Source organism: Sphingomonas sp. S2-65 (genome assembly GCF_021513175.1).
Lineage (GTDB): Bacteria > Pseudomonadota > Alphaproteobacteria > Sphingomonadales > Sphingomonadaceae > Sphingomonas.
Genome location: NZ_CP090953.1, coordinates 3439053 through 3452204, shown reverse-complemented (window position 1 = coordinate 3452204; position 13152 = coordinate 3439053). Strand labels below are relative to the sequence as shown.

Sequence of the window (13152 nt, the reverse complement as noted above, 5' to 3'; positions counted from 1 at the left end):
GGCTGGTTACTTCGCCTGACTTTGAGCCTGTGCCTGAGGCTGGGTTCCACCCGGCGCCGCGGCATTCGGGTTCCAGGGTTTCGGCTGCACGGCCATGCCGGGGCGCAGCATCATGCCGCCCTCGACGATCACCTTGTCACCCGTCTTCAGGCCGCCGGTCACCAGCCAATTGTCGCCGACCGTGCGGTCGGTCTTGAGCGCACGCGGCTCGATCTTGCCTCCCGCACCCACGACCATCGCCGTGGCGTTGCCGCGCTCATCGCGGCTGACGGCGCGCTGCGGCACCAGGATCGCGTTCGACTTCGTGCCCTCAGCCAGCTGGGCACGCGCGAACATGCCCGGCAGCAACAGGCCGCGCGGATTGGAGAAGACCGCCCGGATGACCTGGCTGCCCGTAGTCGGATCCACGGTCACGTCGGTGAACTTCAGCGTGCCTTCCGACGGGTAGGTCGAGCCGTTCTCCAGCTTCAGGCGCACGCGGGCGGCGCCGCTGCCACGGCTGAGCTGCCCGTCCATGATCTGCTGGCGCAGGTTCAGCACCTCGGCGCTGGACTGCTGGATGTCGACGAAGATAGGGTCGAGGCGCTGGATAGTGGTCAGCGGTTCGGTCTGCGAGGCCGAGACCAGCGCGCCGGTGGTGAAGGTCGACCGGCCGATCCGTCCCGAGATCGGGGCGCGGATGGTGGTGCGTGCCAAGTCAATCTGTGCCGAGCGCAGCGCCGCCTGCTGTGCGGCAACGTCGGCCCGGGCCTGTTGCGCACCGGTCACGGCGTTCTCCGCCTCCTGGCGCGAGATCGCGTTGATGCGAACCAGCTCGTTGTAGCGGCGCGACAGCGCGCCGGTGGAGGCGATCGCCGCACGCGAGCGGGCGAGCGCCGCCTGGGCGCTGGCGACCTGCGCCTGATAGGGCGCGGGATCGATCTTGTAGAGCGGCTGACCGGCGCGAACCATGTCGCCTTCCTCGAACAGGCGCTGGAGCACGATGCCGTTCACCTGCGGACGCACTTCCGACGTCTCATAGGCTGCAGTGCGTCCCGGCAGCTCGGTGCTGAGCGTCACCGGCTGCTCCTGCACGGTGATCACACCCACCTGGGGCGGAGCGGCAGCCGCCGCGGCAGCTTTTTGCTGCTCCGCAGCATCATTGCCGCCGCAGCCGCCCAGAATCAGCGCCACGCCAAAAGCTGCCGTAAGTTTTTTCATGCAATCACCGGAGGATAGGAGTTGTGAGTGAACGCTCACACACATATGGTGGGCGGGCTTATATGGAGAGGACCCCGGCTTGGCAACCGGAGAAAGATACCGAATGGAACAGAATGCATTGCAGCCGACCCGCGCGGAGACGCGGCGCGAACATCTGCTTGAAACCGCCCGCACATTGTTCATCGAACATGGCTTCCACCAAACGGGAATGGCGCAGATCGCCGCCGCCTCGGGGATCAAGGTCGGCCAGATCTATCGCGACTTCCATAGCAAGGAAGACATCATTGCCGCAATCTGCGAGCGCGACGTGTCCGAATGGCTGGAAGAAGAAATCCTTGCCGCGGCAGTAGCGGCGGGTGACTTGAGAGCGGTCCGCGACTGGATGGACCGATTTCTGTCCTGCGACGAGCCTGTCGAGGAATGCCGGCTGATGAGCGAAATCGTCGCAGAGGTCGGCCGCAACGTGCGGATTGCCGAGTTCAACCGTTCGATCGACGTCCGGATCCGCACCAGTCTTTCCGCGGCACTGCGCGCGATCGCGTCGCGAGAAGATTGCGAGGAAGATCGCGAGTGTCTGATCGACCTCATCCTGGCCCTCGGCATTGGGGTGATGATGCGGCGTGGGTTCGACCCGGACCTGAAGATCCAGCCGCTGTACCGGTGCGTGTCGGCGATCATCGACGAGCGCATCGACGCGCTGGCGCGTTGATGCGCATCTGTTAGGTATCGATTGGTATCTGGGATGATGTTCCAGGCCACCCGCACGCGGTGGCTGCGGACGGATCCTGCGGCAACGGCGTAGCTGAAGGTTTTAGAGCAAGATGCTGGAAATTTGCGTGGAGACCACGGCGGGGATCGACGCGGCGATTGCCGGTGGCGCCGATCGGATCGAGCTTTGTTCCGCGCTTGCCCTGGGCGGGCTGACGCCGCCGCAGTCGCTGATCCGATATGCCGCGGCGGCGCCCCTCCCCGCGCACCTGTTGGCGCGTCCGCGCGACGGCAATTTCCGCTATGGCGCTGCGGAGGCCGCGCTGGTCGCCGAGGACATTCGAGCGACCGCCGAGGCGGGGCTTGCCGGCGTGGTGATCGGCGCGAGCGACCCCGACGGGAAGCTCGACGGCGGGTTGCTCAAGGACTGGGTGGCACTGGCGCGGGCCGAGGGCGAAAAGCGCGGCCGGCCGCTGTCACTTACGCTGCATCGCGCTTTCGACCTCTGCCCCGACCTGATCGATGCGTTGGACATTGCCATCGACCTGGGCTTCGAGAGGATCCTCACCTCCGGCGGGCAACCCCGCGCCGTGGACGCATTGGGAACGCTGGCATCGCTGGTGCAACGCGCGGACGGACGCATCCTCATCCTGGCGGGTAGTGGCGTCGATGCGGCGACGCTTCCTGCAATCCTGAGCACCGGAGTACCCGAAGTGCATGCCTCCTGCCGCGGCCCGGACGGCGACGCGAGCGAGGCGGAGCAACGCTTCGGCTTCCAGAGCGGCCCCACGCTTCGTACCGATGCCGGCAAGGTCGCGGTGTTGCGGGCGTATTTGGACGCTCATAGGACCTTGAACAGTACCAATATATAACTTACCCATCGTACAACACGGAACGAAAGAACGGGGCGATGGGGGCTGAGCAGCAGGCGGTCGCAGAGGGCGCGACGCTGATGAAGAGCGAGGCGGCGGAGGCTGCCGAAGTGGTACGTCGGCTGACGCAAGCGAACGAGCCGGCGCTCAAGGCGCTGGCGGCCAAGCTGCGCAGCGACCCGCCCGCGCGGATCGTCACCTGCGCGCGGGGTTCGTCCGACCATGCGGCGAGCTATGGCAAGTATTTGATCGAGACGCTGATCGGCATTCCGGTCGCCTCGGCGGCGCCTTCGACGGCGTCGGTGTTCGCGGCGCCGGTGGCCACGGGCAACGCGCTGTGCATCGCGATCTCGCAGAGCGGGCGCAGCCCCGACCTGCTCGCCACCGTCAAGGCACATCAGGAAGCCGGCGCGCAGGTCGTCGCGTTCGTCAACGACGAGGAATCGCCGCTGGCGGCGCTGGCCGACACCTGCATCGGGCTGAAGGCCGGACCCGAGCGATCGGTGGCGGCGACCAAATCCTATATCGCCTCGCTGGCTGCGTTCGTGGCGCTGGTGGCGGAATGGGCCGACGATGACGCCCTGCGCACTGCGCTGGCGGAACTGCCCGCGCAGCTCGAACAAGCCGGCGCGATCGACTGGAGCGACGCGGTGCGGGTGCTGCAGGATGCGACCAACCTGTTCGTGATCGGGCGCGGCTACAGCTTCGGCATCGCCCAGGAAGCCGCGCTGAAGTTCAAGGAAACCTGCGGATTGCACGCCGAGGCGTTCAGCGCCGCCGAAGTCCGGCACGGGCCGATGGCGATCGTCGGCGAGGGCTTTCCGGTGCTGGCGTTCGCGACTTCCGACGCCGCGGGGGACAGCGTGCGCGAGGCGGCGGCCGAGTTCGCCGAGCGCGGCGCGCGGGTGTGCCTGGCCGATGCCCGGGGCGGGTCGACTGCCACCCTGCCGGCGTTGCGCGCCCATCCGGCGATCGAGCCGATCCTGATGGTGCAGAGCTTCTACCACATGGCCAATGCGCTGTCCGTGTCGCGCGGGCATGATCCCGACCGGCCACTTTACCTAAAGAAGGTCACCGAAACGCGATGACCGCGATCCGCTTTACCAACGGGCATGTCGTCACGCCCGCCAGCGTTCTGGCGAATGCCACCATCGCCGTAGAGGGCGGCCGCATCGCCGCCATCGACGACCAGACTTCGTTCGAGACGGTCGACCTGGATGGCGGCTGGCTCGTCCCGGGCTTCATCGACACCCAGGTCAATGGCGGCGGCGGGGTGTTGTTCAACGACGCGCCGACGGTCGAGGGCATCGACGCCATCGGCCGGGCGCATGCGCGCTATGGCACCACCGGCTTCCTGCCGACGCTGATCAGCGATTCGCCCGAGGTGATCGCACGCGCGCTCGACGCTACCGACGCCGCGATCGAGGCGGGCGTTGCGGGGTGCATCGGCGTGCACATCGAGGGGCCGATCATCAGCGTGACCCGCAAGGGCATCCACGACCCGGAGAAATTTCGCCGGCTAGACGAGGATCTCCTGGCGCTGCTGACACGGCCGCGCCGGGGCAAGGTGATGCTGACGCTGGCGCCCGAAATGGTGTCGCTCGAGGATATCCGCCGGCTGCACGCCGCAGGAGTGATCCTGAGCATCGGCCACAGCGACGCCGATTACGACACCGCCAAGGCGGCGATCGCCGCGGGGATGACCGGGGTCACGCACCTGTTCAACGCGATGTCGCCGCTGCTGCACCGCGCGCCCGGCGTGGTCGGCGCGGCGATCGAGGACCAGGCGATCTATTGCGGGCTGATCCTGGACGGCTTCCACGTCCATGACGCGGCGGTGCGCATCGCGGTGCGCGCGCGGCCGCACGACCGGTTCTTGCTCGTCACCGACGCGATGCCGAGCGTGGGCGCCGATGTCGCCGAGTTCGACTTGCACGGCCGGCGCATCCTGGTCGAGGGCGGGCGCTGCCTGGGCGAGGACGGGACGCTGGCCGGATCGTCGCTCGACATGGCCGGCGCGTTCCGCAATGCCGTGACGCGGATCGGGCTGTCGCACGCCGACGCCGCCGCGATGGCCGCGACCAGCCCCGCCGCGTTCCTGGGCCTGCGTGGCGAGCGCGGCGCGCTGGCACCCGGCCTGACCGCCGACTGGGTTCAACTGACGCGCGATCTGCAGCCCGCCGGCACCTGGATCGCCGGCATCCGTACCGCCTGAACTTTCGCCGAGAGACCAGCCCTGAGCATGATTTCGCCGCTTCCCAACGACGACAATGCCGGGGCGAGCATCGCCATCGGCGCGCCCCTCACCGGCTGGCTCTCGGGGCTGGACGAAGTGGCCGATCCGGTCTTCGCGCAGCGCATGCTGGGCGACGGAGTGGCGATCGACCCGACCGAGGGCTGCCTGGTCGCGCCATGCGACGGCGAAGTGAGCGTGCTCCAGCCGAGCGGCCATGCAGTGACGATCATCGCGGCCGAGGGCGCGCAGATCCTGATGCACATCGGCCTGGATACCGTCGCGTTGAACGGCGAGGGCTTCGCCCCGTGCGTCGCGGTGGGCGACCGAGTGCGCAAGGGCGATCCGCTGATCCGCTTCGACCTGGACGCGGTGGTGTGCGCGGCGCCCGCAGTGATCACGCCGGTGCTGCTGCTGGAAACGCCGGGCTATGCGCTGGTGCGCACCCGCGAGGACGGGGCAGTGACGGCGGGCGACGACATCTTCGCGTTGCGGCCGCGCCGGGTTGCCGATGCGCCGCGCGCAGTGGCGCAGGCAGCAGGTGAACGCGCCGAGCGGATCGTCGTCGTCCCGCTGGCGCACGGCATCCATGCCCGCCCGGCCGCGCGGCTTCGCGATGCCGTCGCCGGGCTGTCCGCCGACATCACCCTGCGCAAGGGGGGCCGTAGCGCCGACGTGCGGAGCCCGGTGGGGCTGCTCACGCTGGCGATCGGTTTCGGCGATACGATCACCATCGCCGCAGAGGGGCTGCAGGCCGAGGAAGCGGTGGCCGCGCTGGCGGCGCTGATCGAGAGCGGCATGGGCGAAAAGGGCCATGCGCCTGCTCCCGTACAAACCAGCGCGGCACCGGCGATCGCAGCGACCACGCTTCCGGCCGACGGCAAGCTTGCCGGGGTGACCGCGTCGCCGGGGCTCGCGGTCGGCCACGCGCGCCGTTTCGTGCTGCCGGATGTCGAGGTACATCCCGTGCGCGAGGACGCCGCCGATGCGCAGGCACGGCTCGACGCCGCACGGGCTACGCTGGCGGCGCGGCTGGACGCCGAGGTGGCGCATAGTAGCGGCGCACAGCGGGCGATCGTCGAAGCGCATCGCGCGATGCTGGACGATGCCGGGCTGCTCGCCGCCGCGGCGGAAGCGATTGGCGGCGGCGCGAGCGCGGTCGAGGCCTGGCGCGCGGCGATCCGGCCGCAGGCGGAGGCGCTGCGGGCTGCGGGCGATGCCCGGCTGGCTGAGCGCGCCGACGATTTGCGCGATCTGGAACGGCGCGTGCTGCTGATCCTCGCCGGACGTGAGGAAGCGCCGCTAGCGTTGCCGGCCGGAACGATCCTGATCGCCGAGGACCTGCTGCCCTCGCAACTAATGGCGATCGATCCGGCGAATGTTCTGGGCCTGTGTGTCGAGCGTGGGGGGCCGACCTCGCACGTTGCGATCCTCGCCGCTAGCATGGGGCTCCCGATGCTGGTCGCGCTGGGGCCAGTGTTACGCCAGATCGACGACGAGACTGCGCTGGTACTGGATGCCGGACTGGGTCAGTTGCATGTCGGCCCCGATGACGCGGCACTCGCGCAGGCGACCGCGACCGTCGCGGAACGCGCCGCGCGCCGCGCTGCCGCCAAAGCGACCGCAGCCAATCCCTGCCACATGGCCGACGGCACGCGGATCGAAGTGTTCGCCAATCTCGGATCACGCACAGATGCCGAGCTGGCCGTCGCCAACGGGGCCGAAGGCTCGGGGTTGCTGCGCACCGAGTTCCTGTTCCTCGACCGCGATACCGCGCCGAGCGTCGACGAACAGACCGCCGACTATCAGGCGATCGCCGACACGTTGGACGGTCGCCCGCTGATCGTCCGCCTGCTCGATATCGGCGGCGACAAGCCAGCGCCCTATCTGCCGATCGCAGCGGAGGAAAACCCGGCGCTCGGCCTGCGCGGCATCCGCGTCGGCTTTGCGCATCCGCAGCTGCTGGAAGACCAGATCCGCGCGATCCTGCAGGTCCAGCCGGTCGGTCAATGCCGGATCATGGTGCCGATGATCGCAGGCGTCGACGAACTGCGCCAGGTACGGACGGTGCTGGAGCGGATCCGCGTCGAACTGGGCATCATCGGGCGGATCGAGCTGGGAGTGATGGTGGAAACGCCTGCCGCGGCGGCCACGGCGGACCTGCTGGCGGCAGAAGCCGATTTCCTGTCGATCGGGACCAACGATCTTACTCAGTACACCCTCGCCATGGACCGCGGAAACGCGGCGGTGGCGAGTGCCGTCGATGGGCTGCACCCGGCGGTGCTGCGGCTGATCGCCGACACATGCCGCGGCGCGCGGGCCCATGGCCGGTGGATCGGTGTGTGCGGCGGGCTGGCATCGGATCCACTCGCCGTGCCGATCCTGCTGGGCCTGGGCGTCACCGAACTGTCCGCGACGCCAGCGATCGTTCCCGACATCAAGGCGCTGGTATCGAGCCTGACGCGCGAAGCGGTCCGCTCCCATGCCGCTGCCGCGCTCGGCTGCGCGACCGCAGCCGATGTCCGCTCGCTTGCCCGGGAGTTCACCGCATGAAGTCGATCCTGGAACTGCTGCAGCCGCTGGGCCGTGCCCTGATGCTGCCGATCGCCGTACTGCCGGTCGCAGGCCTGTTGCTGCGGCTGGGTCAGCCCGATCTGCTCGACATCGCCTTTCTGAGCGCCGCCGGTGACGCGCTGTTCTCTCACCTGGGCCTGTTGTTCGCGATCGGTGTCGCCACGGGCTATGCCAAGGACGGCAACGGTGCCGCCCCCCTGGCAGGCATCGTCTGCTTCCTGGTCGCGACTGAATCCGCCAAGGTGCTGATGACCGTGCCCGCCGACATCGGCGCCGGACTGAGCGGACCCACCCTCGACATCACCGTCGCAGCGTGGAAGGCCAAGGCGATCTCGCGGCTCGACGTGCCGATCGGCATCCTGTCGGGACTGATCGGCGGCACCTTCTACAATCGTTTTTCAACGATCAAGCTCCCCGAATATCTGGCGTTTTTCGGCGGTCGCCGCTTCGTGCCGATCGTCAGTGGTCTTGCCGGGGTCGCACTGGCGCTGATCTTCGGGCTCGGCTTCTCGCACCTGAGCGCCGGGATCGACGGGCTTGGCCGCGGTATCGCGGGTTCGGGCAGCCTGGGCCTGTTCCTGTTCGGCCTGCTCAACCGGCTGCTGTTGGTCACCGGCCTTCATCACATCCTGAACAACGTGTTCTGGTTCGTGCAAGGCGACTTCCACGGCGTCGGTGGCGACCTTCGCCGCTTCTTCGCCGGTGATCCTACTGCGGGAAGCTTCATGGCAGGTTTTTTCCCGGTGATGATGTTCGGCCTGCCCGCCGCGTGCCTGGCCATGTACCGGTCGGCGCTGCCCGAACGGCGCAAGGCAGTAGGCGGACTGCTGTTCAGCCTGGCGCTCACGTCGATGCTCACCGGGGTGACCGAGCCGATCGAATTCAGCTTCATGTTCCTGGCGCCGGCGCTCTACGCCGTGCATGCGGTGCTGACCGGCGTGGCGATGGTGCTGATGGACCTGCTGGGCGTGAAGCTTGGCTTCGGCTTCTCGGCGGGGCTGTTCGACTATGTTCTGAACTTCGGCAAGGCCACCCGGCCGCTGCTGCTGCTGCCTGTCGGCGCGGTCTATTTCGCGCTGTATTACGGCATCTTCAGCTTCGTCATCCGGCGCTTCAACTTGCAGACTCCCGGCCGCGAGCCCGAAGCGGCGGTCCCAGTGGCGGCGGCGGTGACCGCCGGTGAACGCGGCGCAGCCTTTGCCCGGGCACTTGGCGGCGCGGCCAACCTGACGAGCGTCAACGCCTGCACCACTCGGCTGCGGCTGATGGTCGCCGACCAGGCGAAGGTCGACGAGGCGGCGCTCAAGGCGCTGGGTGCGCGCGGGATCATCAAGCCTTCTGCGCATGCGCTGCAGGTGGTGCTGGGCCCCATCGCGGACTCAGTGGCGGTGGAAATTCGCGACGCGTTGGCAGCGGGTGGTGGGCAGTTGGCCGTGACAGCGGCGGCAACGCCGACGGCGCTCTCGGCCTCCAGCGCAGCGCTCACTCCGGAGGCGCTGAGCGCGCTGGGTGGGGCGGACAATGTCTGCGGCGTAAGCGTATACGGATCGCGCGTGCGCGTGGAACTGAACGATCCCGCCAAGGCCGTCGAGACGGCGCTGACGGCGCTAGGTGTCCGCTCGGTGGCCCGTCCCGGCAACGGGCTGGTTCACCTGCTGCTGCCTCCCGGCACCATGAACGCCGTGCTGACCGGATAACGCATTCCCCTCCTCACACGGGAGGGGAGCAGTTCACGGCACGATCGTCACCGGCCCCAGGAGCCCCGAGCGGGCACCCGCCGGCGCCTCGACCAGCAGAACGATCGTACGGGTTCCCTGCCCCGCTGCCAGCGGGGCGCGCAGCGGACCCGGCGCGGCGTCGGCCTTGTGCGCCAGCTTGCGCCCATCGACCCACAGCTCGGCGCGGCCGCCCACGCTTTCAAACAGGATCGTTCCTCCCTGTGCGGCGACGCGCTTCCACGGCGTCGCGCGGGTGCGGTAGGCGCGCCAGCCGGGCTGCGCATCGGCAGGTGTCGCCGTGCCGCTCTTGACGAAGTCCCAACTGTTGTTGTCGCCGTCCGCCGGAGCCAGCGTCGGCGCGGGCTGATCCGTGAAGCGGGCGGAGCGCCGCCAGTCGGTGAGCGCCTGGACCTGCGGCATCACCGCCACCTGAAGACGCGGCGCGATGTCCGCGCGCGCGATCGTCAGCGTCGCTGGTTTCAATCCATTCGCCATCGCTTGCACGGTGATGCTGCCACGCCCCTTGCCTGCGCGCACGATCAGCTGCGCAAGACCGTTGAACAGCGAGCGGCTGCCCGCGCCAGGCGCGACCTGCTCGGGCTCATGGCTGTTGGGATCCCCATTCCCAACGCCCAGGATCGTCGCGCCGGAAACCGTGAAGCGCGTCATCAGGTTCGCGGTGGGCACGTGGCGACCGCGGGCATCCACGGCGCTGATCGTGATCGGCTGGCTATCCTCATCATCGCCGGCCATTGCGGTTCGCGCCGGCGTCAGTCGCAGCGCGACCGGAGCGCCGGCGGTCTCGTGCACCGCATGCGCGACGACCTTGCCGCCGCGCATCGCCAGTGCTTCGATCCGGCCGGGCGCGTAGGGCACGCTCCATTCGTTGCCCATGATGCGGTCGACCTTCTGGACTCCGAGTTCGCGTCCGTTCAGCCGCAAAGCGACGGTTTCGGCATTGCTGCTCACGAACACCTTGATCGGCTGTCCCTCGCGCCCCGGCCAGGTCCAATGCGGGGCGATCGCCACCACCGGTTTGTCGTCCATCCAATGCGCGCGGTGGATGTCGAACGCAGTCTTGGGGAAGCCGCACAGATCGAGGATACCGAAGAAGCTGGCGATCGTCGGCCAGTCATGCGGCGTCGGTTCGCCATGATAGTCGAACCCGGTCCACACGAACCCGCCCGCGACGAACGGCCGCGCAGCGATGTTCTTCCAGGTGTCGCGGTGAGTCGCGCCCCAGCTCGTCGCCTCGGTATCGTAGGAAGTGATGACGTGGCCGGCAGCGTTCGTCTCGAACGCGCCACGTGTCTCGTAGGCGCTGGTATCCTCCGAGCTGGTAATCGGCTTGGTGGGGTTGAGCGCGTGGAACTTGTCGTAGTCGGCCTGATAGTAATTGAACCCCATCACATCGAGTTCGCTCGACACGTTGACCGGGTTGTAGAAGGATCCGTTCATCGCGCCGGTGACCGGCCGGCTGCCGTCGAGGCGATGCACGGCGGCGGCCATGCGGCGGACCATCTCGACACCTGCTTCGGTGCCCTGCATCGGCTCTTCGTTGAACACCGACCACAGGATCACGCTGGGCCGGTTGCGGTCGCGCCGCACCAGCCATTCGAGCTGCGCCATGTAATCGGGCGCTGGATTGAACAGCCGGTTCTCGGCCATGACCAGGAAGCCCATCCGGTCGCACCAGTCCATCAGCTCGGCAGTGGCGGCATTATGCGACATGCGGATCGCGTTGCAGCCCATCGCCTTCAGCCGCTCGAGCCGCCAGGCGATCAGCGCATCGGGCAGTGCCACGCCGACGCCGGCATGGTCCTGGTGCAGGCAAACGCCCTTCAGCTTCACAGGGGCATCGTTGACGAACAGACCCTGGTCGGGATCGAAGCGGATCGTGCGGAAGCCGATCGCGACGCGGCGCTCGTCGACCACGACGCCGTCGCGGAGCACGCGGGTACGCACGGTGTAGAGCGCCGGGGTCTCGACCGACCACAGCCGCGGCGTTCCGGGATCGAGGGTCAGCTGGGCATCGGCGCGGCCGAGCGCGGAGACGCTGGCGTCGGCCCGTGCGGTGGCGATCTCACGACCTTCGGGATCTAACAAAGCGGCCTCGACCGTCACTGCCGCAGCCTCACGTCCGACGTTGCCGAGCGTCGCGGTCACGGGGACCTGCCAGCGGCCACCGACGAGCCTGGGGTCGCAATGCACCCCGTCACTGACGATCGATACCGGCGCGCGGCGGACAAGCCAGGCGTGGCGATACAGCCCGGCGCCCTCGTACCACCAGCCCTCCTTGGCATCGGCGTCGACGCGGATGGCGATGACGTTCATTTCCTGGGCGAAGCGCGCGAACGGGGTCAGGTCGACATGGATGCTGTTATAGGCGGACCAATTATGCGCGACGATGCTGCCGTTGACCCAGATCGTGGCGTTGGTGGCGATGCCGTCGAAATGCAGCTCGATCGTCTTGCCGCGGTCGGCGGGGTCGAGGCGCAGCGTGCGGCGGTACCAGCCGATGCCGCGCGGACGATAGCCTTGCGAGACATTGGCGCTCTCGACGAACGGCTGCGCCGCCGCCCAGTCGTGCGGGAGCCGGACCTCGCTCCAGTCGCTGTCGTCATAGCCCATTGCCGCCGCGCCCAGCGCGTTGCCGGCCTTGACGCTCAGATAGGTCTCGTGATGCCCCTGCGGCTCGGCGGTGCGGATGTCGCCTTCGTGGAAGCGCCAGCCAAGCTCCAGCAACGTGCGCGACGGGTCGGATCCGGGAAGCCGTGGCCGTGGCCCGGGTACCGGCTGCGGCATCGGGAAGCCATCGTCGCGCAGCGCCGCGGCGGATGCCTCGCGGAGCGGAACCGCGACCAGGGCGCCGGCACCCACGCTCCCGCGAAGGACTTGACGACGATCCATGGCGAAACTCCGACTGGGCCGCGACACTGCGCGGCCTGAAACAAGAACAGGATTGCGTTGCGCGTTAGATGTCGCTCAACTCGGCAACGAAATCATAGGCGTCGCCGCGATAATAAGAGCGGGTGACTTCGGCCGGGCGACCGTCACGCAGGAACGCACGCCGCTCGATCAGCAGGCCGGCATGGCCGGGGTCGACGCCGAGCATGCGGGCGTGCTCGCCGCCGAACGGCACCGCACGCAGCCGCTGGAGCGCGCGCACGGGGCGGTTGCCGATCTTCTCGAGCGCTCCGTAGAGCGAGTCCTCGACCGCCTCGACCGAGGCCAGGCAATAGCCCGGGATCGTCGTGAATTCGAGCGCCATCGGCTCTTCGTCGGCATAGCGGATGCGGGCGAACCGCAAGACCGGCGCGCCGGGCGAAAGGCCGAGCATCATCGCTTCCTCCGGGTTAACCTGGCCCGGCGCGCGCGAGATCCAGCTGCTGCTCGCCTTGCGGCCGCGCGCGGCCATGTCCTCGGTGAATGAGGACAGCTTGGAGAAGCTCTTCTCCACTCGTCCGGCGACGAAGGTGCCGGCGCCACGACGGCGGGTGAGCAGCCCCTCCTCCACCAGACCGCCGATCGCCTTGCGCACGGTGATGCGCGATACGTCATACTCGATCGCCAGATCGCGCTCGGGTGGAATGGCGTCGCCCTGGCTCAGGACGTTCGCGCCGATCCCGTCGCGGATCAGCTGCTGGAGTTGAAGGTAGAGGGGGGACGGATTATCCTCGCGGAAACGCCCCACCTGATCCGAAAACGTCATCGATACTCCCCTACGCGCCGCCCCTTGCGCGGTTCTTTGGCTGGCGAGGCTATCGCAACTGCGCGCAGGTAACAACGGGCATCGTGGTGGATCCACATTGGTATGCGGAGAGCTCGGAAGGAGCTCAGCTGAATT

Annotated in this window: 9 protein-coding genes; 6 read left to right on the top strand and 3 right to left on the bottom strand. The window is 68.3% G+C overall.

Annotated features, from left to right (window positions below; all coding sequences use genetic code 11):
• Nucleotides 1-6: 6 nt before the first annotated feature.
• Complete coding sequence (locus tag LZ586_RS16195) at nt 7-1200, bottom strand: efflux RND transporter periplasmic adaptor subunit (protein ID WP_235077345.1); 1194 nt, start codon at nt 1198-1200, stop codon at nt 7-9.
• A 103-nt stretch (nt 1201-1303) separates the two neighbouring features.
• Between LZ586_RS16195 and LZ586_RS16190 the strand changes: the two genes are divergently transcribed.
• The 6 genes from LZ586_RS16190 (at nt 1304) to nagE (ending at nt 9284) form a co-directional block, all read left to right on the top strand.
• Nucleotides 1304-1909, top strand: a complete 606-nt coding sequence (locus LZ586_RS16190; protein ID WP_235077344.1) for a TetR/AcrR family transcriptional regulator — start codon at nt 1304-1306, stop codon at nt 1907-1909.
• 112 nt (nt 1910-2021) lie between these two features.
• The gene (locus tag LZ586_RS16185) at nt 2022-2780 is read left to right on the top strand and encodes a copper homeostasis protein CutC (protein WP_235077343.1); all 759 of its coding nucleotides are present in this window, start codon (nt 2022-2024) and stop codon (nt 2778-2780) included.
• A gap of 38 nt (nt 2781-2818) precedes the next feature.
• On the top strand, nt 2819-3868 hold the full coding sequence (locus LZ586_RS16180) for an SIS domain-containing protein (protein ID WP_235077342.1): 1050 nt from the start codon (nt 2819-2821) through the stop codon (nt 3866-3868).
• Entirely contained in the window at nt 3865-4995 is a 1131-nt protein-coding gene (gene nagA, locus LZ586_RS16175) for an N-acetylglucosamine-6-phosphate deacetylase (protein WP_235077341.1), read from the top strand. The genes LZ586_RS16180 and nagA overlap by 4 nt, the downstream gene beginning before the upstream one ends.
• A 27-nt stretch (nt 4996-5022) precedes the next feature.
• On the top strand, nt 5023-7566 hold the full coding sequence (gene ptsP, locus LZ586_RS16170; RefSeq protein WP_235077340.1) for a phosphoenolpyruvate--protein phosphotransferase: 2544 nt from the start codon (nt 5023-5025) through the stop codon (nt 7564-7566).
• Nucleotides 7563-9284, top strand: a complete 1722-nt coding sequence (gene nagE, locus LZ586_RS16165; RefSeq protein ID WP_235077339.1) for an N-acetylglucosamine-specific PTS transporter subunit IIBC — start codon at nt 7563-7565, stop codon at nt 9282-9284. Before ptsP ends, nagE begins: the two co-directional genes overlap by 4 nt.
• A gap of 33 nt (nt 9285-9317) precedes the next feature.
• On the opposite strand, the gene galA is transcribed toward nagE, so the two are convergent.
• Nucleotides 9318-12215, bottom strand: a complete 2898-nt coding sequence (gene galA, locus LZ586_RS16160) for a beta-galactosidase GalA (protein WP_235077338.1) — start codon at nt 12213-12215, stop codon at nt 9318-9320.
• A gap of 64 nt (nt 12216-12279) precedes the next feature.
• A complete protein-coding gene (locus tag LZ586_RS16155; protein WP_235077337.1) occupies nt 12280-13017 on the bottom strand; it encodes a GntR family transcriptional regulator in 738 nt (245 codons plus the stop codon).
• Nucleotides 13018-13152: the final 135 nt, after the last annotated feature.

What these genes read in the sequence shown, in the direction of transcription:
- nagE (WP_235077339.1), top strand. Translation starts at nt 7,563, where the DNA reads ATGAAGTCGATCCTGGAACTGCTGCAGCCGCTGGGCCGTGCCCTGATG.
- LZ586_RS16195 (WP_235077345.1), bottom strand. Translation starts at nt 1,200, where the DNA reads ATGAAAAAACTTACGGCAGCTTTTGGCGTGGCGCTGATTCTGGGCGGC.
- nagA (WP_235077341.1), top strand. Translation starts at nt 3,865, where the DNA reads ATGACCGCGATCCGCTTTACCAACGGGCATGTCGTCACGCCCGCCAGC.
- ptsP (WP_235077340.1), top strand. Translation starts at nt 5,023, where the DNA reads ATGATTTCGCCGCTTCCCAACGACGACAATGCCGGGGCGAGCATCGCC.
- LZ586_RS16155 (WP_235077337.1), bottom strand. Translation starts at nt 13,017, where the DNA reads ATGACGTTTTCGGATCAGGTGGGGCGTTTCCGCGAGGATAATCCGTCC.
- LZ586_RS16190 (WP_235077344.1), top strand. Translation starts at nt 1,304, where the DNA reads ATGGAACAGAATGCATTGCAGCCGACCCGCGCGGAGACGCGGCGCGAA.
- galA (WP_235077338.1), bottom strand. Translation starts at nt 12,215, where the DNA reads ATGGATCGTCGTCAAGTCCTTCGCGGGAGCGTGGGTGCCGGCGCCCTG.
- LZ586_RS16185 (WP_235077343.1), top strand. Translation starts at nt 2,022, where the DNA reads ATGCTGGAAATTTGCGTGGAGACCACGGCGGGGATCGACGCGGCGATT.
- LZ586_RS16180 (WP_235077342.1), top strand. Translation starts at nt 2,819, where the DNA reads ATGGGGGCTGAGCAGCAGGCGGTCGCAGAGGGCGCGACGCTGATGAAG.